General features: G+C 64.0%; 24 protein-coding genes. 8 read left to right on the plus strand and 16 right to left on the minus strand.

Annotated features, from left to right (window positions below):
* Positions 1 to 26 precede the first annotated feature (26 nt).
* On the plus strand, positions 27 to 623 hold the full coding sequence (locus IHE39_RS11250) for a response regulator transcription factor (protein WP_192566495.1): 597 nt from the start codon (positions 27 to 29) through the stop codon (positions 621 to 623).
* Positions 624 to 814: 191 nt separating this feature from the next.
* Positions 815 to 1,303, plus strand: coding sequence for a GlcG/HbpS family heme-binding protein (locus IHE39_RS11255; protein WP_192566496.1), 489 nt, complete (start codon positions 815 to 817; stop codon positions 1,301 to 1,303).
* An 83-nt stretch (positions 1,304 to 1,386) separates the two neighbouring features.
* Here IHE39_RS11255 and IHE39_RS11260 read toward each other — a convergent pair whose 3' ends face one another.
* Positions 1,387 to 4,251 (minus strand): autotransporter outer membrane beta-barrel domain-containing protein, encoded by a 2,865-nt coding sequence (locus IHE39_RS11260; protein ID WP_192566497.1) that lies wholly within the window; start codon positions 4,249 to 4,251, stop codon positions 1,387 to 1,389.
* Positions 4,252 to 4,695: 444 nt separating this feature from the next.
* On the opposite strand from IHE39_RS11260, the gene IHE39_RS11265 reads away from it, so the two are divergent.
* Positions 4,696 to 5,397: a DUF1013 domain-containing protein gene (locus tag IHE39_RS11265; RefSeq protein WP_184772585.1), complete on the plus strand. Its 702-nt coding sequence runs from the start codon at positions 4,696 to 4,698 to the stop codon at positions 5,395 to 5,397.
* An 81-nt stretch (positions 5,398 to 5,478) separates the two neighbouring features.
* Here IHE39_RS11265 and IHE39_RS11270 read toward each other — a convergent pair whose 3' ends face one another.
* Together IHE39_RS11270 and IHE39_RS11275 are read right to left on the minus strand one after the other, a co-directional pair.
* Positions 5,479 to 6,948 (minus strand): serine hydrolase, encoded by a 1,470-nt coding sequence (locus tag IHE39_RS11270; RefSeq protein WP_192566498.1) that lies wholly within the window; start codon positions 6,946 to 6,948, stop codon positions 5,479 to 5,481.
* Between the two features lie 218 nt (positions 6,949 to 7,166).
* Complete coding sequence (locus IHE39_RS11275) at positions 7,167 to 8,636, minus strand: serine hydrolase (RefSeq protein WP_192566499.1); 1,470 nt, start codon at positions 8,634 to 8,636, stop codon at positions 7,167 to 7,169.
* A 216-nt stretch (positions 8,637 to 8,852) separates the two neighbouring features.
* Here IHE39_RS11275 and IHE39_RS11280 point away from each other — a divergent pair, with 216 nt between their 5' ends.
* The gene (locus IHE39_RS11280) at positions 8,853 to 9,656 is read left to right on the plus strand and encodes a class I SAM-dependent methyltransferase (protein ID WP_192566500.1); all 804 of its coding nucleotides are present in this window, start codon (positions 8,853 to 8,855) and stop codon (positions 9,654 to 9,656) included.
* Positions 9,657 to 9,686: 30 nt separating this feature from the next.
* Here the strand turns inward: IHE39_RS11280 and IHE39_RS11285 are convergent, their stop codons facing one another.
* The 6 genes from IHE39_RS11285 to IHE39_RS11310 form a co-directional block, all read right to left on the minus strand.
* The gene (locus IHE39_RS11285; protein ID WP_192566501.1) at positions 9,687 to 10,121 is read right to left on the minus strand and encodes a GFA family protein; all 435 of its coding nucleotides are present in this window, start codon (positions 10,119 to 10,121) and stop codon (positions 9,687 to 9,689) included.
* A gap of 132 nt (positions 10,122 to 10,253) precedes the next feature.
* On the minus strand, positions 10,254 to 10,970 hold the full coding sequence (locus IHE39_RS11290; RefSeq protein WP_115730502.1) for a helix-turn-helix transcriptional regulator: 717 nt from the start codon (positions 10,968 to 10,970) through the stop codon (positions 10,254 to 10,256).
* Positions 10,971 to 11,154: 184 nt separating this feature from the next.
* Entirely contained in the window at positions 11,155 to 11,766 is a 612-nt protein-coding gene (locus tag IHE39_RS11295; RefSeq protein ID WP_192566502.1) for a DJ-1/PfpI family protein, read from the minus strand.
* Positions 11,767 to 11,792: 26 nt separating this feature from the next.
* Positions 11,793 to 11,966, minus strand: a complete 174-nt coding sequence (locus IHE39_RS11300) for a hypothetical protein (protein WP_192566503.1) — start codon at positions 11,964 to 11,966, stop codon at positions 11,793 to 11,795.
* Between the two features lie 95 nt (positions 11,967 to 12,061).
* On the minus strand, positions 12,062 to 12,847 hold the full coding sequence (locus IHE39_RS11305) for an SDR family NAD(P)-dependent oxidoreductase (protein ID WP_192566504.1): 786 nt from the start codon (positions 12,845 to 12,847) through the stop codon (positions 12,062 to 12,064).
* A gap of 103 nt (positions 12,848 to 12,950) precedes the next feature.
* A complete protein-coding gene (locus tag IHE39_RS11310; RefSeq protein ID WP_192566505.1) occupies positions 12,951 to 13,601 on the minus strand; it encodes a glutathione S-transferase family protein in 651 nt (216 codons plus the stop codon).
* Positions 13,602 to 13,869: 268 nt separating this feature from the next.
* Here IHE39_RS11310 and IHE39_RS11315 point away from each other — a divergent pair, with 268 nt between their 5' ends.
* On the plus strand, positions 13,870 to 14,349 hold the full coding sequence (locus tag IHE39_RS11315) for a VOC family protein (RefSeq protein ID WP_192566506.1): 480 nt from the start codon (positions 13,870 to 13,872) through the stop codon (positions 14,347 to 14,349).
* A gap of 161 nt (positions 14,350 to 14,510) precedes the next feature.
* Here IHE39_RS11315 and IHE39_RS11320 read toward each other — a convergent pair whose 3' ends face one another.
* The 6 genes from IHE39_RS11320 to IHE39_RS11345 form a co-directional block, all read right to left on the minus strand.
* The gene (locus IHE39_RS11320; RefSeq protein ID WP_192566507.1) at positions 14,511 to 14,960 is read right to left on the minus strand and encodes a GNAT family N-acetyltransferase; all 450 of its coding nucleotides are present in this window, start codon (positions 14,958 to 14,960) and stop codon (positions 14,511 to 14,513) included.
* Between the two features lie 113 nt (positions 14,961 to 15,073).
* Positions 15,074 to 15,475 carry a barstar family protein gene (locus IHE39_RS11325; protein ID WP_210327533.1) on the minus strand — a complete coding sequence of 134 codons (402 nt, stop codon included), beginning with the start codon at positions 15,473 to 15,475 and terminating at the stop codon, positions 15,074 to 15,076.
* 73 nt (positions 15,476 to 15,548) lie between these two features.
* Entirely contained in the window at positions 15,549 to 15,965 is a 417-nt protein-coding gene (locus IHE39_RS11330; RefSeq protein WP_192566509.1) for a DUF1801 domain-containing protein, read from the minus strand.
* Entirely contained in the window at positions 15,965 to 16,189 is a 225-nt protein-coding gene (locus IHE39_RS11335) for a hypothetical protein (protein ID WP_246485447.1), read from the minus strand. Before IHE39_RS11335 ends, IHE39_RS11330 begins: the two co-directional genes overlap by 1 nt.
* A gap of 37 nt (positions 16,190 to 16,226) precedes the next feature.
* Positions 16,227 to 16,637 (minus strand): SRPBCC family protein, encoded by a 411-nt coding sequence (locus tag IHE39_RS11340; RefSeq protein WP_184772557.1) that lies wholly within the window; start codon positions 16,635 to 16,637, stop codon positions 16,227 to 16,229.
* A complete protein-coding gene (locus IHE39_RS11345) occupies positions 16,634 to 16,957 on the minus strand; it encodes an ArsR/SmtB family transcription factor (protein WP_115730512.1) in 324 nt (107 codons plus the stop codon). Before IHE39_RS11345 ends, IHE39_RS11340 begins: the two co-directional genes overlap by 4 nt.
* A 232-nt stretch (positions 16,958 to 17,189) precedes the next feature.
* On the opposite strand from IHE39_RS11345, the gene IHE39_RS11350 reads away from it, so the two are divergent.
* Entirely contained in the window at positions 17,190 to 18,215 is a 1,026-nt protein-coding gene (locus IHE39_RS11350) for a helix-turn-helix transcriptional regulator (protein ID WP_192566510.1), read from the plus strand.
* Between the two features lie 48 nt (positions 18,216 to 18,263).
* Here IHE39_RS11350 and IHE39_RS11355 read toward each other — a convergent pair whose 3' ends face one another.
* Positions 18,264 to 18,962, minus strand: coding sequence for an outer membrane protein (locus IHE39_RS11355; protein ID WP_192566511.1), 699 nt, complete (start codon positions 18,960 to 18,962; stop codon positions 18,264 to 18,266).
* 683 nt (positions 18,963 to 19,645) lie between these two features.
* On the opposite strand from IHE39_RS11355, the gene IHE39_RS11360 reads away from it, so the two are divergent.
* Together IHE39_RS11360 and ybaK are read left to right on the plus strand one after the other, a co-directional pair.
* Positions 19,646 to 19,870: a hypothetical protein gene (locus IHE39_RS11360; RefSeq protein ID WP_192566512.1), complete on the plus strand. Its 225-nt coding sequence runs from the start codon at positions 19,646 to 19,648 to the stop codon at positions 19,868 to 19,870.
* Between the two features lie 101 nt (positions 19,871 to 19,971).
* Complete coding sequence (gene ybaK, locus IHE39_RS11365; protein ID WP_192566513.1) at positions 19,972 to 20,445, plus strand: Cys-tRNA(Pro) deacylase; 474 nt, start codon at positions 19,972 to 19,974, stop codon at positions 20,443 to 20,445.
* Positions 20,446 to 20,465 lie beyond the last annotated feature (20 nt).

A 20,465-nucleotide genomic window follows, 5' to 3' on the forward strand; every position in this document is an offset into this window, starting at 1 on the left:
CGCGCGGCGCTGCGGGGAGCGAAAGCATGAGCCGGTACAAGGTCTATCTGATCGACGATGACGAGGCGGTGCGCGAGGCGATCGCGTTCCTGCTCGGCACCTATGGCATCGAGGTCGAGACCTTCGGCGAACCGGCAATTTTTCTGGCGCATGTCCAGGAGGACCGGCCGGGCTGCCTGGTGGTCGACCTGCGCATGCCCGAGGTGTCGGGGCTGCAGCTGCACCAGAAGCTTGGCGAGCGCGGCATCGACTGGCCGACGATCATGATAACAGGTCATGGCGACGTCGCCGCCTGCCGCCGCGCCTTCAAGGCCGGCATCCAGGATTTTCTGACCAAGCCCGTCGATGGCGAGGTGCTGGTCGAAGCACTGCAGCAGGGTTTTTCGAGCCTCGACGCCAGGTTGGAAAAGCGCGAGGCGCGCACGCTTTTGGCCAGGCTGACCGAGCGCGAGCGCGAGGTGCTCGACATGGTGGCGCGCGGCTGGGCCAGCAAGGAGGTGGCGCAGGCACTCGACGTATCGGTGCGCACCATCGACGCGCACCGGGCGAAGATCGCCGAAAAACTCGGCACAAGCTCAGTGGCCGAGTTCGTGCGGCTGACGCTGCTGGAAAAGGGTGCGTGACTTCAGCTTTGGCCACGCCGGCCTAGCTTCGGGATCATCTCTGACGGGCTGGTCCCCGATAGACGGCTAGGTAGTCCTACCTAGGCCAGGTGGTGGCATCGCGGATTCTTCGGTGCCTGCGACCAGCGTAGATGTTGCCTCGGACAAGCAAGACGCTTTTTCCCAAGCAACATCAGGACAGGAACCCAGTCATGATCAAGAGCATTTTCCTCGCCGCCGCTGCCACCGTCGCCCTCAATGGCGCTGCTTCCGCACAGGTGCTGACCGAGAAGAACATCTCGTCGAGCCTCGCTGTCGAGATCGCCCAGAACGCGGTCGCAGCATGTGCTGCCGACAAGTACAACGTCACCGCCGCCGTGGTCGACCGCGCCGGTGTGCTGCGCGCCCTGGTTCGCGCCGACAATGCCGGCACGCACACGGTTTCGGCCGCCCAGGACAAGGCCTTCACCTCGGCCTCGTCGCGCACGCCGACCTCCAAGATGGCCGAGAACGTGCAGAAGAACCCGGGTGCCGCCGGTCTCGTCGACATTGACGGCTTCCTGGTGCTGGCAGGTGGTTTGCCGATCAAGGCAGGTGACGCGGTCATCGGCGCCATCGGCGTCGGCGGCGCACCGGGCGGCAACTTCGACGAAGCTTGCGCTGTCGCTGCGCTCGAAAAGGTCACTGATCAGCTGAAGTAAGCTAATCCGGCAACAGTGCCGGCAAGAAAAAACCCCGCTTCCTGGGACCAGGAGGCGGGGCTTTTTCGTTTCGGGTGTGCGGGTCAGAAGCCCATGGCGAAGCTGCCGCGCAGCTGGTGCGCTGCGGTGCCGTCGCCGACGGCGCCGGCATAGCTGACATCGATGCGGGCATTGTCCCTGACGGCAAAGCTCAGGCCGGCATCGTAAACGAAGGCGTCCGACGCCAGGCTGTCGCCGACGACGGAAAACGGTGCCGTGCCGGCAAGCGCAAGGCGCGACAGCGGTGCGTCGCTTTCGGTGTGGCGCCAGCCGAGCATGCCCTGCAGCGTGACGGATCGCGCGCCGGCCGGCAGTTCGGTGCTTGCCCTGATGCCGAGGGTGGAGATGGTCGCGTCCTGGTCGCCGGCTGCGCCGGTCAGTGCCGCGGCGCCGCCGGTCTCGGCAAATCCGTCGCTGCCGGTCCTGACATAAGCGATGCCGGCAAACGGCTCGACATAGGACGCGCCGAGGCCAAGGCGGTAGCCGACGTCGCCATGGACGAGGGTGGTTGTTGCGTCGTAGCCGGCGGCGAGGCTGTCGGAGAAGCCGCCGAAGGCGACGCGACGCTCGCTCGACAGGTCGTGCCACGCCTGGATGGCGGCAAGCTGCAGGCGAAGCGCACCAAGTTCGGCCCCGGCATAGAGGCCGGCATGCAAGGTGTCGGCGGCGCCGGTGGCGGCCCGCCCATCCCGGGAGATGCTGCTGCTGGAATAGCCGGCCATGGCGCCGAGACGGATGCCTTCGGCGACTTCGCCGTCGAGGCCGCCGAACAGTGCCGCGGTCTTGACCTTGAAGCCATCCGTGTCGTCCACGCCTGACAATTCCGAGATATTGCCCACACCCTCGACCCAGAAGGCACGCAATGGCTTGCCGGCCGCTGTGTCGAAGGTCTGGCGGATGCGGTTGTGCACGGCATCCTGTGCCAGTGTCGCTGATATGATGCCGGCGTTCATCAGCGAGGGGTGGATGTCGCCCGACAACTGGTCGAGCGCGTCGCGCGCGCCGCCGGCGGAAAGGCCAAGCAGGCCGCCGACCATCGGGTTGCCGGCCGGCAGATTGTCGAGCGCGCCGGCCACGGCCTGCTGGTTGTCGGTGATGGCGACGGTGCCGAATGCGGCACCATTGAAATGCAAGGTGAGCCAGACCTCGGTGGCGTTCCTGTAGTCGAGCGCACTGTCGAGGAAGGCAAAGTCGTCGGTGACGCCGCTGAAGGCGCCCGTCAGCGCTCCGGTTGTCGACAGGATCAGATATTCGTCCGACAGCGCACCCGTGCCGTTGGCGATGACATGGACCGAAGATGTCGCGTCGATGGAGGCGGTGCCGGCGGCGATGCGGCTGGCTGTGCCGCCAATGCCGACCTCGTAAAGCGAGGCTGCCTGGAAGGCGAAATCGCCGGCCACGTTGAAGGTTCCATCGGGCGCGACGGTGGCGCCGGAGCGGATCGTGACGTTGCCGAGATCGCCGCTGCCTTCAAGCCTGGCGGTCGAAAAGACCTCGAGCGCGCCGCCGAGGCCATCGCCGATCCACAAGGTCCCGCCCACAACGTCGGTCGTTCCGGTGAAGGCCGAGCTGTTGCCCAGCAGGCGGCTTGTTCCGCTCAGATGCCTGATCGCGCCGCTGCCTGAAATGGCCGCGGCAAAATCATGGGCATCGTCGGTGTGATTAAAGACGAGCGTGCCGCTGCCCGGTCCGAAAACGACTTTCGGTGCGTCGATGATGCCCGCAGCGACGGCCGCGTCGCCCTCGGCCGCGCCGATGTTGAGCGTGCCCGTGGAGCCGCCGGCGAAGCCGATCTGGATGCCGGCAGCTGCCGTCGAGATCGTGCCACCGTGGCTGACAGTTGCGGTACCAGCGCCATTCCAGCCGAGCATGACATATGTGCTCGACACGACGCGGGAGCCCGAGCCGGAGACGATGAGGTCGCCGACGCCGGAGGCGTTGGCTCCGACGATCACTGCTGCGCTTTGCAATGTGCCGCCTGCCGTGACGCTGGCCGAACCGGCCGAATTGACGCCTATCCTGATGTCGACGGTCGAGGTGAGGGCAGAGTCCGTACCATCGATGGTCAGCGTGCCCGAGGAGCCGGTCCCACTGCCCAGAAACGTACGATTGTTGGCCGTAACCTTCGCGCCGCCGGAGATATGCAATTCACCGTCGCCGGCCTGGCCGAGGATCAGGTTGGCGTTGGTGATCTGCCACAGCGTATCGGCACCCGAAATGTTGGCGATGCCGTGGCCGCTCGCCTGCTGGCCCAGGCTTGCTGAGTAGCTGCTCGCGGTTGCGCCCAGGCTGAGATTGAAGGTGCCTTCGCCGCCGTCGCCGACAACAAATCCGCTGTTGCCGGTGCTCAGCGACGAGTTCGTGCCGGTCACGTTGACCAGGCCGACGCTGCCCGCCTGGGTGGCCACCGACGCGTGCGCAGCTTCAACACTACCGCCAGCCGCGATGTTCAATGTCCCCGATCCGTAGAAGCCGACATTGAGGTCGCCGGTCGTCCAGGTCGAGCTGCCGCCCGTAACCGTCGCTTGGCCTGTCTGGCTGCTGGCTGGTGGTGCGCCGTTGGCCGACGAGTTGCCAATGATCGCCGATGTCGAAGCCAGGCTGCCGCCATTGACGATGTTGAGCGAGGCGCCGGCGACGCCGCCGATGAAGATGGTGCTTGTGCTTGCCCCCGGGGTGCCAACGCTTGGGGCATTGGGCGCGCCCGGCTGGTTGACGATCACGGCTGTTCCTGCGGGAGCGCTGCCGCCCGACCAGTTGCCGCCGTTGAACCAGTCGCTGCTTTGGTCCCCTTCCCAGGTCTGGGCATGAGCAGCAGCGGCAAGGGTGCACAAGACGGTGCTGGCCATGCCGGCTAGCGAAACAGCGCGCAACAATCCGCGCATGGCCGCATTGTGGCCAGTTGTCATGATACGCCCCCCAAAAAATCGTCGTCTCAAAATGGTTTTCCACGCGCAGCAGGCTGCCGCTCGAATGGAGTGTTCAAATATGCCGCCAGTAATCCCGCCCAAAGAAAAACGTCGTCAGCGTATTACGCGAGCCGACTCTCGGCGGGATAGCTTGCAGAAAACTTGGATGTCCCCTTTCCATTGAATAGTAAGCTTTTGCTGATAGATCAACCGGGTCAAGGCCGGTTTCTACACTTGACCGCCACCCGGAATGGCTGCGAGCAGCTGCGGCATCGCCGGGGTTGGTCGCCTTCCGGAAGGTGGCTCCGAAGGCCGCTTTGGCGCGGTTCCAAAATCGTTGCGGTGGCCGGCGAATGCGTCTATATACGGGCCGAATTTCCCATTTTCTGGTGGTCTGACCACCGCCCGCGTGAGGGACGCGGGCGAGCGAAGAGGATATATCGCATGGCCAATACGCTGCTTATGCCCAAGGCGACCGCCGTCTGGCTGGTCGACAACACAGCGCTTTCGTTCGACCAAATCGCGCAGTTCTGCTCGCTGCACCCGCTCGAGGTGAAGGCAATCGCCGACGGCGAATCGGCCCAGGGCATCAAGGGCATGGACCCGATCATGACCGGCCAGCTGACGCGCGCCGAAATCGCCAAGGGCGAAGGCGACCTCAACCACCGCCTCAAGCTGTCGGACCCCAAGGTCCGCGTGCCCGAGGCCAAGCGCAAGGGTCCGCGCTACACGCCGCTGTCCAAGCGCCAGGATCGCCCGAACGCCATCTACTGGCTGGTCAAGAACCATCCGGAACTGAAGGACGCGCAGATCTCGCGCCTCGTCGGTACCACCAAGGCAACGATCGAGCAGATCCGCGAGCGCAAGCACTGGAACATGGCGACCCTGTCGCCGCTCGATCCGGTCGCACTTGGCCTGTGCTCGCAGATCGACCTCGACATCGAAGTGCAGCGCGCCTCGCGTGGCCGCGAAGCCCCGGCACCGACCGGCGACACGCTGCTGCCGGCCTCGCTGACCGAGCGCCTGACGCCCGAGCAGGCCGCACCCAAGGACGAAGACAGGGAACTCGACGCCAACGCCGTGTTCGCCAAGCTCTCGGCGCTGCGCTCGAAAACGCCCGATGAGGACGAAGACGACAAGTTCTGAGGTTCTCCTCACAACATCAAAGGCCCCGCTTTGCGGGGCCTTTTTCGTTTCTGCGCTGCCGAGAGGTTTTGGCTGGAAGGATCAGTCCGACAGGCGCGGTGCTGCCATGTCGCGGCCGAAGCGGTGCAGGACGAGGCTGGGCGAGCGGTCGGCCTGCGGTGTCGCGAAGGTGATGGCGGCCTCGACCTCCTTGTAGAAGAAGCGGTGTCCGCCTTCGGCAAACAGGCGCAGCCTGGGCTGGCCGGTGAACTGGGCGAACAGGGCGTCGTCGTCGCGCATGACGGAAAGCACCACGTCGGGCGCGAGCTGGTAGTGGCCGACATAGCTGTCGAACAGCCTGGGATCGACTGAAACTTCGCTGTGGCGCGGCTTGACCCTGGTCAGCGGGATTTCTGGATTGAGCAGGTGCAGGCCGATGTCGCTGACGCCGGTATTGGCATTCGACAGCACAACGACGCCGGTGCGTGAAGCCAGGTGGAAGCCGACGAAGGCGCTGTAGCCGCCGGTGCCGCCGTCATGCCAGGCGATCTCGCCATTGCTGCTTTTGGTGACGACCCAGCCGAGTGCCGCCGAGGTTTCCTGTTCGCCGATCGCCCGCCGCGTCGCCAGCGTGCCGGCAAGGGCGGTGGTCAGCGGCGTCTTGTCCGTCTTGACCGCCAGCTGCAGCAGCTCGAGCAGGTCGTTGGCGCTCGAGCGCAAGGCGCCGGCGCCGGCAAAGGCAGGCAGGTCCCAGTTGGGAACGATCTCGAGCAGCTCGTTGTGGCCGGTGGCCATGCGCTTGGCGAGGCGTGGCGTCAGTTCGATGGCGGTGCTGCGCATCGCCAAAGGCACGCCGATGCGCTCCTGAACCAGGGCTTGGTAGCTCTTGCCGGCACGGCTGGCGAGGGCCTGTCCCAGCAGTGCCGAGCCGAGATTCGAGTGCTCGTATTCGGCACCGATGTCGCGCGGCAGCTTGTAGCCCGACATGAACGCATACATCTCGTCGATGGTGTAGTCGGCGTAAGGGTTGGTCTCGTCGGTCGTTTCGAGATTGTCTGGCAGGCGCGGCAGGCCGGATGTCTGCGTCGCGAGGTCGACGAGCGTGATCGCCTTGCCGCCGCGTTCGGGCACGACGACGTTCAGGGGCAGGTATCTGGACACCGGGTCGGTCAAGGCGACCTCGCCGCGCCCGGCCATGTCGGCGAGCAGCAGCCCGGTGAACACCTTGGTCACCGAGCCGATTTCAAAGACCGTGTCGCCGTCGACCGGACGCGGGTCGAGGCCACCGAAGCTGCCATGAGCGACGATGCTGCGTCCGTTGGGCCCGATGGTGCCGACGACGATGCCGACGCTTTGCCTTTGAACATCGATCCGGTCGGCGAGGATGCGGCGGATTTCCGTTTCAGTGGGGAGCTGGCCTGACGAAGCGCTGGCAGCGGCGGTGACGACTATGGGCCTGTCTTGTTTGCGGTCGAGATAAAGCAGGCCGCCAATGACGGCTGCCACCGTGAAAATGACGGCGGCTGCGGTCAGCGCAGCTGAGAATGCGGAAGGCGTCCTGAAGGGTTTCATTGGCGGTGCTGTCTCTGGGCGCGTGTTGCGGCGCGATGCCTGACTTGCGATTCAAACTGCATTGTCTGGCCGCATTGTCTGGCTCCGACAGATTGCAAGAGCATTGCGGCTGCCGGGATTGGGCGGCGCCTGCCTGCGGCTCGGTACCTCCAGGCTTTGCTCATTGAAAAAGGCCCCGCATCGGCGGGGCCTTTCGTTTGCATGTGGGCCGGGCGGGATCAGTCGGTCACGCGCTGCGCCGAGACGTCGTTGCCGAACTGATGCAGGGTCAGGCTCGGCGACGGGCCGGCGCCATTTGGTACGAAGGTAATGGCGGCCTCGACATCCTTGTAGAAGAAACGATGGCCGCCCTCGGGGAACAGGCGCAGCCTGGGTTGGCCGGTCAGCTGGGCAAACAGCTTGTCGCCGTCGCGGCTGATTTCGAAGACCAGGTTGGGCGCAAGCTGGTAGCTGCCGGCATAGCCGTCGAAGAGTTTCGGATCGACGACCGCCTCGACCGGTTTTGGTTTGGGCTCGGTGAGCGGGATATCCCGGTTGAGCAGGTGCATGCCGATGTCGTTGACGCCGGCATCGGAGTTGGAAAGCACGACCACACCCGTCCTCGACGCCGGGTGGAAGCCGATGAAGGTGGTGAAGCCGCCGGTGCCGCCGCTGTGCCAGACGATATCGCCCGATGAGCTTTCGGTGACCATCCAGGCGAGGCCGACCTGGGTGTCGTAGTTGACCGGCTTGCGCTTGACGCTGGCTGCGGTGACGGCCGCGTTGAGCGGGGACTTTTCGGTACCGAGCGCCATTGCCAGGAAATCCAGCAGGTCGTTCGTTGACGAGCGCAGCGCACCGGCGCCGGCGAAGGCCGGAAGGTCCCAGTTGGGGACTGGCTGCAAATCGCTGTTGTGGCCGGTGGCCATGCGCCCGGCGAGTTCAGGCGAGAGCGTGATGGCGGTGCTCGACATGCCGAGTGGCGTGGTGATCCGCTGGCTGACCAGCGCCTCGTAGTCGACGCCGGCGCGGCGGGCGAGTGCGTGGCCGAGCAAGCCAAAGCCGGTGTTGGAGTATTCGAAATCGGCACCAATGTCGCGCGGTAGCTGGTAGCGCGACAGGAAGCGGTAGAGCTGTTCGGTGGTGTAGGTGGCGTAAGGATTGAGTGTGTCAGGCGGAACCAGATCGTCGGGCAGGCTCGGCAGGCTGGAGCGATGGGTCGCCAGATCGACAAGGGTGATCGACTTGCCGGCACGTTCGGGCACGATGGCGCCCTCGGGCATGTAGTTGGCGAGCGGGGCGTCGAGCTTTACTTCCCCAGTCGCCGCCATGTCGGCGAGCAGCAGGCTGGTGAAGACCTTGGTGATCGAACCGATCTCGAAGAGCGTGTCGGCATCGACCGGGCGCGGGTCCTTGGCGCCGAACTTGCCGTGCGCAACGACGCTGCGGCCATGCGGGCCGATGGTGCCGACGACGATGCCGACGCTTTCGGCCCTGAGGTCGACGCGTTCGGCAAGGATCTTTCGGATTTCCGAATCGGCCGGGAATGTATTGGCGGCGCTGTTGGCGGATGCTGTCGTCACCGTGAAAGGTCTCTCGATCAGTTGGTCAAGATAGAGCAGGCCGCCGGAGAAAGCAGCCACGGTGCAGATTGCGGCGGCGGCAGTCAGGGCGCCTGAAAGCGCTGTTGGTTTTCTCGTTGTCGTCATGGTGTTGCTGTCTCTCGAACAGGCGTTTGGCTTGGGAGCATCGCTCATCTGACAGCTTGAGATTGCAACAGCATTGCGCTGAAACGCCCGGTCAAATGGGTTGCAAGCGGCGTTCGCCCGACTGGCCGGTTCGCCTTGCCGGTTCACCTTGCCGGTTCACTGGGGCAGGCGCATGATCGGGGCTTCAGCGAACTCGAGATGCCCCCGAGGTACGAGATGAGCGGGTCCGCCGCATTCGACGCCTGGAGTGCCGGCAACAGCTATGAACATTACATGGGCCGGTGGAGCCGGCTGGTGGCGACCAAGTTCGTCGCCTGGCTTGCGCCGCCCGGGCAGGCGGCGTGGCTGGAGATCGGCTGTGGCACCGGCGCGTTGACGGCAGCAGTGCTTTCAGGTGCGGCACCGCGCTCGATCGTGTCGATCGATCCCTCAGTCGATTTCATCGCGCATGTCCGCAAAGCGATCGGCGACGGCCGCGCCCGGTTCGAGGTCGCCGATGCGCTGAAGCTGCCGGCGGAGCCGGTCAGCATCGACGTCGTCACCTCCGGGCTGGTGCTCAACTTTGTTCCCGACAGGCCGGCAGCCCTTGCCGAAATGCAGCGCGTGCTCAAGCCGGGCGGGCTGCTGTCGTTTTATGTCTGGGACTATCCCGGTGGCGGCATCGGCTTTATCCGCCAGTTCTGGCAGGCAGCGATCACCATCGATCCGGCTGCTGCGGAGCTGGGTGAAGGCAGGCGGTTTCCGTTCTGCACCAGGGAAGGGCTTCTGGCGCTGTGCCAGGACGCCGGCTTGCGCGACATCGCCATCGCGCCGATGGAGATCGAAACCCGCTTCGCGGATTTCGAGGCGTTCTGGCAGCCCTTCACGCTGGGCGCGGGGCCGGCCCCTGGCTACTGCATGAGCCTGAACGAGTATCAGCGCGCCAAACTCAAGGCGCGCCTGGCCGAGCGGCTGGGATCGACGGGGCCGATCGACCTCGTGGCGCGTGCCTGGATGGTCAAGGCGAAAACGCCAGGCTGAGCGGCGGGAAAAAGCGCTGCCGATGCCAACCTATTCGCTGGCGATGAACTTCAAGGTGCCGGCAATGCCCGAGCCCGATACGCCGCCCTTGCGGTCCGAGGGATGGTTGACGCCGTCCATGACAGGGATCTCGGTGAAGTCGAACGGGCTGATGCCTTCGAGGATGGCGGCGTTGACGCCAAACTGATTGGGGTTCGAGCGGCGCTGGTGGTGAGTGTAGATGCCGCATTTCGAGCAGAAGTAGTGCTTCGCGGCCATGGTGTTGAACTGGTAGAGGGTGAGAGCGTCTTCGCCTGAAACGACATCGACACCGCCGAGGTCGGCCGACAGGGCGACCGCACCCTTCATCCGGCAGTAGGAGCAGGTGCAGCGGCGCGCGCTGCGCAGGCCGTCCGCCAGCCTGACGCGCAGGCGAACGGTGCCGCAATGGCAGGCGCCGTCAATCTCGTGGATGTCCATGTCCATTGGGCAGTCTCTCCTTCCGCTTCCAAGCCTGGCGGCATGCAGGACGGTTGGGTATTGCCTGCAACTGCCAAAAGAAAGTCCCGGCTTGTCACCGGGACAATTTCGCAGCAGTCGGGGAGCAAAACTGTTGCGTCAGCCGTGCGAGTTGCGGTCGGGAGCACCGTAGGATTCGCTGCGTTCGACGCTGCGGTAATAGTCGACGAGCAGCTTGCCGCGCTCGGGCTTGAAGCTGCGGCTGGCCGCGGCGACCGACGAGATGCGGTCGATGCGGAAGGCGCGGAAGTCGTTGCGCATCTCGCACCAGGCGATCAGCGTCCAGACCTTGCCCCAGAACCACAGGCCGAGCGGCCGCACCTCGCGGGCCGAGCCGCGCCCGGCCTCGTCATTGTAGTCGAGCTTGAGCACCTGGCGCTTTTCGACGGCGCGCTCGATCAGGTCGATGGCCTCGCGGTCGGCGTCGGAGACCACCCACATCGGCGTGTGGATCTCGGTGCGGGCGATGCGGTCTTTTTCGGAGTCGGGAAGTACGGCGCCGATCTTGACTAGCGCCTCGTCGGCGGCGCGCGCCATGGCGGCGCCGCCAAAGGCGCGGACCATGCGGGCGCCGGCAACCAATGCGACGATTTCGTCTCGTGTGAACATCAGCGGCGGAAGGTCGAAACCCTCCCTCATCATATAGCCCACCCCGGCCTCGCCATCGATCGGCACACCCGTCGATTGCAGGTCGGCGATGTCGCGATAGATCGTGCGCTCGGAAACCTCGAGCCACGCGCCCAGCTTGTGCGCGGTGACCAGGCGGCCACCTCGGAGATGCTGTACGATCTGGAACAGCCTGTCGGCGCGTCTCATCGATTACCCCTCAAAGTCTCGCGCTGTTCTTGGCCAAGTGGGGGCGCCTGGCGTCGATGACAATGCGCGTCGTCAAAAAGTCGGTCCGGCATGCTCCATCGTATCTGGCGCCGGATGGTGCCGAAGACCTCGGAATGCGAACCTCTTCACCCTATCATCGCACAGGGCTCCTGACAGCGTATTGTCAGGAGCCGTCACCATGACCATGTTTGGCCATGGCATGCTCGCGCGCAAACATGGCGCGCATCTCGCCGATCTGTCCGGCCATCTCGGGATAGAGCGTCTCGAGGAAGGCTGCGGCGAACGTACCAGGTGCCGAGCCCGCGGCGGAGACGATGTTGCCGTCGGCGACGGCATGCGGCACGTCCTTGTAGCTTGCCGCGCCGGCATAGGCCGGCTCATGTCCGAGGATCCAGTCGCGGCCGTTCGAGGTGTGGGAGACACCTGCAAACAGGCCGGCCCGGGCCAGCGCCAGCGTGCCGGCGCAGATGCCGCCGACGACGCCGCCACGCGCGGCAACGGCCTTGAGCAGCGGCGCAACGTCAGGCGCGTCCTTTGCCGTCCAGCCATCCGAGCCGATGACGGCGACCGCGTCGAGATCCATGTTTTCCGCGGGATTTGCGCCACGCGTCGGCGACAGGCTGAAGCCGGCGATCGAGGTCAGCGGTGCGGCATGCGGCGAAATCGCGATCGCGCGCGCGCCGAACCACTCGACCGCCGACGCGGCCAGAAGGCCGTATTCCCAGTCGGCATAGCCTTCGATGAACAGGACGCCGATTGTCTTGGATGCGGTCATGAGCGTGTCCCCTCTGTCAGGCGATGTCAGTTACGGTCGGTTCGGCGAGCGTCGAAACGATCGGGCCAGCCGATATCCTTGCGGATGCTTGTCGGCAAAGAATTCATGAGGCGCTCGGTGCGGATCTCATTGTGCATGGTCCTGACCTTGCCGGCATAGTGTCTGATGGTGCGAAATATGTCAGGTGCGAACGTGTTCATGACGGGTCCTCCTAATCTTGTACGAGAGGAGTATCGCACACCCCTCCTGACAGCAGTCTGTCAGGAGCGAGCAGCCGTCTTCGATGATCTTTCCGTCAGGCCTTGGCAGGAACCGTGGTGTTGAGCGCAAGCCGGCCGCCATCGGCGAAAATCGTCTGCCCGGTGATGTAGGAAGCGTCGTCGGAAGCCAGGAACGCGGCGATCGCGGCGATCTCCTGCGGCTCGCCGATGCGGCCAAGCGGGGTGCGCGACAGCATGCGGGCCTTGGCCGCCGGATCGGCCTTGGCGCGGGCCAGCATGTCGGTGGAGATCGAGCCGGGGCCGATGGCGTTGACGCGGATGCCATAGGGCGCGAGACCAAGCGCCATGACCGTCGTCAGCTGGCCGACGCCGCCCTTCGACACGGCATAAGGCACCTGGTCGGGGTTGGCGACGACCGAATTGATCGACGACATGTTGATGATGGTGCCCGAGTTGCCGCCCGCCTTGACCCGTTCGACCATGATGCGGGCGACCGCCTGGCCGACAAGGAAGGAGCCCTTGAGGTTGATGCGGAGCACGCGGTCGAAATCGTCCTCGGCGAGGTCGAGGAAATCGGCCTGGTGGTCGATGCCGGCATTGTTGACCAGCACGTCGACGTCGCCGAAGGCGTCGATCGTCGAGGCGACGAGATTGTGGACGTCGAGGCGCTTGCCGACATCGGCGCGGACGAAGCGGGCCTGGCCGAGCTTTTCGAGGTCGCGCTCGGCAGCATTGCCCTGCTCCTGGTCGATGTCGGCGATGACGACGCGCGCGCCTTCCCTGAGGAAACGCTCGGCGATGGCATAGCCGATGCCCTTGGCGCCGCCGGTGATGATTGCCGTCTTGCCGTCGAGCTTCATTGTCCGCTCCTGCCCTTGTCGCCGGAAAGGCGAATCCAGTCGCGGACAGTGGCGGCAAGGGCGAGAGCGGTCAACGGGGAGGGTGGCGCGACCGCCGTCTTGCTCAGCCGCCCGATGCGGCGGTGAAAACCGCCAGTTGGGCTTCGTACGCACGCTTGTAGGCGGGACGCGCCTGGCCGCGGGCGACATAGGCGGCGAGGTTTGGATAATCCTCCACTATGCCATCGCCCTCCAGCCGGCGCAGCACCATCACCATCGTGAGGTCACCGGCGCTGAAGGCGCCATCGAGCCATTCGGCATCGCCAAGCCTATTGGACAGCTGGTTCATCCGGACGCGGATGCGATCCCTGAGCATCGGGATCCGCTCCGCGAGCCAGGGCTTGTCGCCCTCCACAAAAGGCGCCTGTTCGAGCTCGACGATCGGCGGCTCGACCGTATTGAGCGCGGCAAACATCCAGGTGATGGCGCGTGCCCGGGCATTGGCTTGTTTGGGCAGCAGCCCGGCATGGCGTTCGGCGATATGCAAGATGATGGCGCCTGACTCAAACAGCACGAGGTCGCCCTCCTCATAGGTCGGGATCTGCCCGAACGGATGACGCGCCAGATGCGCCGGCTGCTTCATCGCCTTGAACGAAACAAGACGGACATCGTAAGGCAGGCCCACTTCCTCGAGCGCCCAGCGCACGCGCATGTCACGGGCCAGTCCCTGGCCCTCGTCGGGAGAAGCCTCAAAAGCGGTGATGGTGGGCGTCATCGTAAGCTCCGGGTTGTTGCACATCCTTGCGTAGCGCCTCCAGAGGACGAATGGCCGGCAGGGTTCCCGACAGTCTCGTCGCATTTTCTTGAGCACTGGGCATTTCGCGTTCGGAAGTCCCAATGCGCACGGCCATGGCGCGTTTGTCAGCATACAATGGCTGTGACCTTCCATCACCAGTGGCCGGGGTGGACAAAGGCCGTGGTCCCCCTATGTCGAAAGGGGAGCGGTGGGTGATGCCGACTGGCTGCGAGGAAAGGAACACATAATGCCGACTGCCAAGAACACGATCTGCCTTTGGTACGACAAGGATGCGGAGGCTGCGGCCCGCTTCTATGCCACGGTGTTTCCCGACAGTGCCGTGCACGCCGTGCATCGCGCGCCCGGCGACTATCCCTCAGGCAAGGAGGGCGACGTGCTGACGGTCGATTTCACTGTCGCAGGCATTCCCTGCATCGGCCTCAATGGCGGGCCGGCCTTCAAGCATGACGAGGCGTTCTCGTTCCAGATCGCCACCGACGACCAGGAAGAAACCGACCGCTACTGGAACGCCATTGTCGGCAATGGCGGGCGGGAAAGCGCCTGCGGCTGGTGTAAGGACAGATGGGGCATCAACTGGCAGATCACGCCACGCGTGCTGACCGAGGCCATGGCAGCAGGCGGTGGCGAAGCAAAACGCGCGTTTGCCGCGATGATGGATATGAAGAAGATCGACGTCGCCAAGATCGAGGCGGCGCGGCGCGGCTGAGGTGCTGGCAGTCCGATTACCACCGCCGGCAGGGCATGCCTGCCGGCCCGATAGTCGATCTAGAGCAATTCCAGGAAAAGTGCGCAGCGGTTATCCGTCCGGAATTGCGCAAAAACAAGAAGATAGAGCGATTCCGCGATTCGAAGAAAAGCGGAAATGCTCTAGGGAAGGTCCTTTCGCAACCGGATGGCGGGTGCCAGTAGTGTCGCGACGATGCCGGCAAAGCGGAAGCCGGAGGCTTGGTAGAACGGGCGCGCCCGTTCGCCGGCCACGACCTCAAGCGATCGTGCGCCGAGCGCTATAGCGCTGCGTTCGGCTTCGGCAAGCAGCAAGCTGCCTATCCCCCTTCGCCATGCTTCCGGCGCGACGAAGAGATCTTCCAGCTCGGCTTGAGCGGCACTGTTGCCCGGCAGCACAGTCACGAAGCCGACGATCTTGCCGGCGATCTCGGCAACCGCGACATGCGGCACGTGTTCGGCCGGAACCTCACTCGCCTCCGGCAGCGCCTGCAATGCCTCGACATGATCTCCCCACGCCAGCGAAGAGCGCAGCTTGAGTGCGCCGAGGGTTTCCCTGTCTTCGGCGCGCGCCGTTCGAATGCCAACGGTCATTGCAATCCCCTTGTGGGCCCCTTGTGGGCAATCCAGCTATCTATTCGCGACCACGCGGCGTGCTCGTGGCGGTCTGCCGTCGCATCTCTTTGGCGGGCACGGCACTGATGCGATCAATCGAGCACCAGCCGGATGCCATCTTCGGCCTCGTCGCCGCCGGGGCCGTGATTGCGAATGATGCCGACGAGCCAGTCGAAGACCGTCGGGCCTAAGCCGGCATGGGCGTCGGCGATCTCCTGGCTTAACTGGTCACGGTTGTCGGGATGGCATTGCGCGAGGCGCAGCTCCAGCTGCCTGGCTGTCTCTTGATAGCCCAGCCTGGCCCTGGACTCCGCAGCGTTGGACCATGTCAGGGTGAAGCCCTCTGATGTGCCGAAGCCACCCCTCAGAATGTCGTTGAACGCGTCGAGATTGCGGCCCCAGCGCTGGTTCGGGATCAGCACGCGGCTGATCTCATCGTAGAAGGTTTCCAGCGAATGGATGCGCGTGCCGTCGATGGTGTATTTGCTCTTCACGCAAGCGGCCTTCAACCTGCCCAACCGTCCGATTGCTATCACATGGCGGCCCTTGCGCAACGCCTGGATGCCCTCACATCTTCTCGCCGGGCAGGGCGCTTGCCTGCCGGACCCAGTCGGAGAACTGCGCTTCGTCGAACGGGCGGCCTTCATAAATGTCGAGATAACGCACCTCGGCCTGTTTCGAGGTTCCGGGCGGCAGCGGGGACAGGGAAGCACCCTTGAAGAACGCGACCTTGACGTATTTGGTCAGGCAGTGGAAGCCGAGGAACCAGAGGTCCTTTTCCATGCCGTAGAAGGGCGAATTCCACTTCACCGCCTTGACCACTTGCGGGACGGCCTCGGTGACGAGGGTGTCGATGCGGCGGCCGACGTCCTGTTTCCAGCCGGGCATGGCGTCGATGTAGGACTGGACGACGGTGTCGCCATAACCCTTTGATATCTGCGGGTTGCCGCCTGATAAAAGCTTGGGTGCTGCACTCTTGGCCATCAGGTGCTGCCCTTTGCGGCCGGCAACCCATCCTGCTGGCTGCCGAAATAGGGCATGAAGAACATGTAGATGCCGGTCGGGATCAGCACGAAAAGTGGCGGCAAGGGCAGGTAGTAATACCACTCGGGCAAAGTGGTGACGGCCATGCCGACGAAGATCGATGCGACGATCAGGCTGAACAGGAGCGAGGTCCAGCGATGGACGATGCGGATCATTTGGCTCATTGCAATACTCCCTGAGATCGTTGGCCGCCCCCCGCGGTCAGTCGAGCTTGGCGACGACGTTGCCGAGCTGGTCGAAGAAGCGCGGCCAGCCGACTGTTGCACCCTGGAAATAGGCCTTCTGGGCAGTCGTGAAGCCGCGCTGCTCCATGCGCAGGCTGGTGCCTGACGCCGTGGGCGCGAGCGTCCAGCTGACGATGCTCTTGAGATCCTTGGTGTCCCAGCGATAGGACAAGGCGCGGTTTTCCTCGACAGTCTCGACCTCGCAATCGACCTGGCCCCAGTCGGCGGAGAGCGTGAAGCGGCGGCCGGCCATCGGGATGAAGTCGTTGTTCATCAGCCATTCGGCGATGAGATGCGGCTGGGTCAAAGCGCGCCAGAGCTTTTCGGGCGGATAGGGAAAATCGCGTTCGACCACGACCGAGCGCGTGGTTTCCATTGTTTCGGTCATTGGTCCATCCTCTTGAGTAAATTGTCGAGATCGTCGAAGCGGTCGTTCCAGAAACCGGACATCTCCGTCGTCCAGTCGATCAGCGTCCGCAACGCATCACGCTCGACGCTGTAATAGGTGTAGCGGCCCTGCTGCCGGTCGCGCACCAGGCCGGCCGTCTTCAGGATTTTCAGGTGCTTGGAGACCACCGGTTGCGAGACGCCGGCCTCGCCCAGGAGACCGACGACGGTGGTGTCACCATTGCGGCAGAGACGCTCGAACAGGCCGCGGCGTGTCGGATCGGAAAGCGCGCGAAAGATCGCGTCCTGAGGCTCGGTCATAAGTCATACCCGATTGGCTATGCGATGACACATAGCCAATTGGGTATGGGATTGTCAATGGGGGTGGTTTTGGAACGCAGCGTTAGTCGGACAGGCGTGTCTTGACCGAGCGTCTCAACTGCTTGACCGAGCGTCCAAAGCCATTGACTAGTTCGATAGTTGGAGCTCACCTCATATTGCTTGATCGGTACTGCGCCGGTGAAAAATCGAAGCTCGATGCCGGGGGGCGATCATGGCAACACCACAGCGAGAGCAATGGCCGTTCCAGCCTGGTCTGGCGTGTTTCAACGCCTGGAAGAATGCGCTTTCCCTGCTTGTCGATTGCTCGATCCCCGACGACGCAGACCCCGCATCCTTTGATTTCCATGGTTGTGCCTGGCAGCTTCCCGGCGCCTTTGTGCACGTCAGCGGTTGTTCGGCGATGGCGATGTCGCGGACTCAGCAGGTCATCGACGAGCGACCGACGCCGCATATGGTGCTGTTCATGGTGCTGGAAGGGCGGGTGACGAGCAATTACGACGGCCTGATCCAGGAGCATGAGCCCGGAGACATCGTCATCGTCGACTACTCCTTGCCTTATGAGAGCGAAACGTCAGGCTTTGAGGCGATCGCGCTGACCTTCGACAAGGCCAGCGTGCAGACCGAGCTTCAGAACAACGCACATGGCCTTGTGCTGACGGTCAACGACCATGCCGGCGCCGTGCTGGGAACCCAGCTCAGGGGGCTGGCCGAATACATTGACGGTCTCAGCGTTCACCAATGCCAGGTGGTCGTTGACGGTATCCTGCATTTCGCCGCGGCCGCCTATGCGACCCCGGCGACGCGCGAGAGGCGCGACAAGCGGTTCCTTTTTCAGCGCGCATCGTCGACCGCGCGCCAGGGCTTGTCCGATCCCGACTTCGGCCCCGATGAACTGGTCGCGGCCCTGGGTGTCTCGCGATCGAAACTGTTCCGCCTGTTTGAGCCGCATGGCGGCGTGCAACGCTGGATGCTGGCCGAACGGCTGAGGGGAAGCCTGCAGAGCATCCTGCGATCGACGCCGGATCATAAGATAGCTGCCATCGCGCGCAGCCACGGGTTTCGCAGCGAAGCGCATTTCAGCCGCGCCTTCCACAAGCGATATCAGATCAGCCCGAGTTCCGTCCGTACGCTGGCCAGGGATTCGATGCGGATGGCAACGTATGAGACCCTGCTGAAACGAGGCGGCGGCAACGGAAGCGCGATCGTCGAAGCCTGGCTTGCGGCCGCCCGCGCCTGAGCGAAAGGCGGCCCGGCGGCCGCGCCCGCTTGTCTCGCACGCTGCTGATCAGAACTTGTAGTTCAAGCCGCTCTTGAGCGTGTGAAAGGCGGTATCCATCTCGATCCGGTCTCCGGTGTAGATGAAATCTGTCGCCTTCAGGCTGCCGAGATCGACATAGAGATATTCGGTCTTCAGCGTGATGTTGTCGGTGATGCCATATTCGACGCCCGCGCCAGCGGTCCAGCCCAGATTGGTGTCGGAGAGCGTCTCATTGAACCCGTCGCTGCTGCTGTCGGAATACGCAATCTTGCCATAGGCGGCGCCACCTGTGCCGTAGAACAGGACATTGTCGCTGGCGTAGCCGAGACGGCCGCGCAACGTGCCGAACCAGTCGACCTGGATCGTATAGCGAGAGCTGAAGCCTTCGGTCGATGACTCACTGTGTTCGGCCTTGATCCCGGACAAGGACAAATCCGCCTCGACACCAGCGACCCAGTTGGGGGCTAACTGGTTGATGTAGCCGAGCTGAACGCCACCGAAACCACCGAACGCCTGGTCGCTGACGTGGTAGCTGATCAGATCGACCTCGGTTTCAATGTTGTAGGAATTGTCAAATTTGCCGCCGCCAATGCCGCCATGGGCGCCGATGTAGAAGCCGTTCCAGTCATAGGCGAAGCGTTCCGAAACTGGTGCCGGCGGCAGTTCGCCGATCGCGTCGGCAGCCTGCGCGGAGGCCACGCCCAGGATCAAGGTGGAAAATATCATGGTAGTTCTGGCAGAATTTTTCAAAACAAGCCCCAGGATTTGAAGGTGATGACGATCAATTCCCTAACATGAGGAGATGATCTCGCGCCTTGATCCAGCGTCTCATCTTGATGACCGCACGTCCCAATGTGCGCGATTACCTCGCTTTCGGCAGTGACAGCGGAGAATGGTGATGCGAGATCGCGGATGCAGTTCACCGAATGCTCTGCAGGTGGCCGGCGCGCGCAACATTTCCACTGGCGCCGCGTCGGCTACTCGCATTTCCTGCTCGGTGGCGCGGCTATGCGCCCAACTGACTGGGGGATAGCCGAAAAGCCAGGTCCTGCTTCACGCCATAGCTGATCGGCGGCCTCACGGTCGGGCCCTTCACGTTTCGGGTGGATGCTCCGTCCATCGACGGCGGGGTCATCGTTTGCGCCGCAGGCAGGTTACGGCCGTGACCTGCACCTGATAATCCCTTTCCTGTCGAAGGGCGACGTTGGCGCCCAGTCATGACCTCACGTCCCATCTTGATGACCGAACGTCCCAATGTGCGTGGCACGCCGGCTCGGGACCGTGACAGCGTGATCGACATCACCGACAGATGTTTTGGGCTCTGACCAGAAGCCTGCTTGCAGTGCGCGCATGCCGGCAGGTCATGGCCCTCCAAGGAGTGGCGGAGCGAGCAGAAAAGGGGCGGGAACATGCCGGACGAAGCAGTTCACATGCGGAACGAAGCTTTGGTGAAGCAGCCCGCGCTGCGGCAATCTTCATATCTGGGACGGGCATTGCGCAAGGCATGGGCGCGCTTCACGAAAGCCGACCCATCTCAGCTGCAAGACCAGCGGTCGGACGGTCTTGAGGCGTTGGATATGCTCGGCGGCTGGAAGGGGGCCGATTGCAGGCGGAGTAATCGCTTTCGGCGCTGACGCCAGTTTCCATTCCGGCCAGAAGGCGGATTTCGCCAAGGTGGACCCGAGTCCAATTTGCCGCCCTTGCGAAATGCCGGGGCGGTGTTGCACAACAGGGCATGTCGAAGACCACTCCCGCCACGCTCGCGCTGACCAGGTCGGGCATTCCGTTCGCGCTCGCGACCTATGACTATGACGCCGGCGCGGAGCGGGTCGGGCTGCAGGCGGCGGAGGCGATGGGGGTTTCGCCCGGCATCGTGCTCAAGACCCTGATGGTCGAGATCGACGGCAAGCCGGCCTGCGTGGTGGTGCCCTCCGACCAGGAGGTCAACATGAAGAAGGTGGCGGCGGCCTTCGGCGGCAAGGCAGCGCAGATGATGAAGCCTGACAATGCCGAGCGGCTGACCGGCTACAAGGTCGGCGGCATCTCGCCCTTCGGCCAGCGCAAGCAGGTGCCGACAGCGGTCGAAGAGATGGCGACGCTGGAGGACGAGGTCTTTCTCAATGGCGGCCAGAGAGGCCTGCAGATCCGCATGCGGCCGGATGATTTGATCACCGCGCTCGACGCGAAGGCAGCCGACCTGATCCGCTGACGTTTCGGCCGAGAGAACGG

This window comes from Aminobacter carboxidus (assembly GCF_014863355.1).
GTDB lineage: Bacteria > Pseudomonadota > Alphaproteobacteria > Rhizobiales > Rhizobiaceae > Aminobacter > Aminobacter carboxidus.

Coding starts and splice junctions, on each gene's coding strand:
- IHE39_RS11350 (WP_192566510.1), top strand. CDS start 17,190: ATGGCAACACCACAGCGAGAGCAATGGCCGTTCCAGCCTGGTCTGGCG.
- IHE39_RS11255 (WP_192566496.1), top strand. CDS start 815: ATGATCAAGAGCATTTTCCTCGCCGCCGCTGCCACCGTCGCCCTCAAT.
- IHE39_RS11340 (WP_184772557.1), bottom strand. CDS start 16,637: ATGACCGAAACAATGGAAACCACGCGCTCGGTCGTGGTCGAACGCGAT.
- IHE39_RS11260 (WP_192566497.1), bottom strand. CDS start 4,251: ATGACAACTGGCCACAATGCGGCCATGCGCGGATTGTTGCGCGCTGTT.
- IHE39_RS11330 (WP_192566509.1), bottom strand. CDS start 15,965: ATGGCCAAGAGTGCAGCACCCAAGCTTTTATCAGGCGGCAACCCGCAG.
- IHE39_RS11360 (WP_192566512.1), top strand. CDS start 19,646: ATGCCGGACGAAGCAGTTCACATGCGGAACGAAGCTTTGGTGAAGCAG.
- IHE39_RS11270 (WP_192566498.1), bottom strand. CDS start 6,948: ATGAAACCCTTCAGGACGCCTTCCGCATTCTCAGCTGCGCTGACCGCA.
- IHE39_RS11305 (WP_192566504.1), bottom strand. CDS start 12,847: ATGAAGCTCGACGGCAAGACGGCAATCATCACCGGCGGCGCCAAGGGC.
- IHE39_RS11300 (WP_192566503.1), bottom strand. CDS start 11,966: ATGAACACGTTCGCACCTGACATATTTCGCACCATCAGACACTATGCC.
- ybaK (WP_192566513.1), top strand. CDS start 19,972: ATGTCGAAGACCACTCCCGCCACGCTCGCGCTGACCAGGTCGGGCATT.
- IHE39_RS11250 (WP_192566495.1), top strand. CDS start 27: ATGAGCCGGTACAAGGTCTATCTGATCGACGATGACGAGGCGGTGCGC.
- IHE39_RS11320 (WP_192566507.1), bottom strand. CDS start 14,960: ATGACCGTTGGCATTCGAACGGCGCGCGCCGAAGACAGGGAAACCCTC.
- IHE39_RS11265 (WP_184772585.1), top strand. CDS start 4,696: ATGGCCAATACGCTGCTTATGCCCAAGGCGACCGCCGTCTGGCTGGTC.
- IHE39_RS11315 (WP_192566506.1), top strand. CDS start 13,870: ATGCCGACTGCCAAGAACACGATCTGCCTTTGGTACGACAAGGATGCG.
- IHE39_RS11310 (WP_192566505.1), bottom strand. CDS start 13,601: ATGACGCCCACCATCACCGCTTTTGAGGCTTCTCCCGACGAGGGCCAG.
- IHE39_RS11295 (WP_192566502.1), bottom strand. CDS start 11,766: ATGACCGCATCCAAGACAATCGGCGTCCTGTTCATCGAAGGCTATGCC.
- IHE39_RS11345 (WP_115730512.1), bottom strand. CDS start 16,957: ATGACCGAGCCTCAGGACGCGATCTTTCGCGCGCTTTCCGATCCGACA.
- IHE39_RS11335 (WP_246485447.1), bottom strand. CDS start 16,189: ATGAGCCAAATGATCCGCATCGTCCATCGCTGGACCTCGCTCCTGTTC.
- IHE39_RS11285 (WP_192566501.1), bottom strand. CDS start 10,121: ATGGACATGGACATCCACGAGATTGACGGCGCCTGCCATTGCGGCACC.
- IHE39_RS11280 (WP_192566500.1), top strand. CDS start 8,853: ATGAGCGGGTCCGCCGCATTCGACGCCTGGAGTGCCGGCAACAGCTAT.
- IHE39_RS11355 (WP_192566511.1), bottom strand. CDS start 18,962: ATGATATTTTCCACCTTGATCCTGGGCGTGGCCTCCGCGCAGGCTGCC.
- IHE39_RS11290 (WP_115730502.1), bottom strand. CDS start 10,970: ATGAGACGCGCCGACAGGCTGTTCCAGATCGTACAGCATCTCCGAGGT.
- IHE39_RS11275 (WP_192566499.1), bottom strand. CDS start 8,636: ATGACGACAACGAGAAAACCAACAGCGCTTTCAGGCGCCCTGACTGCC.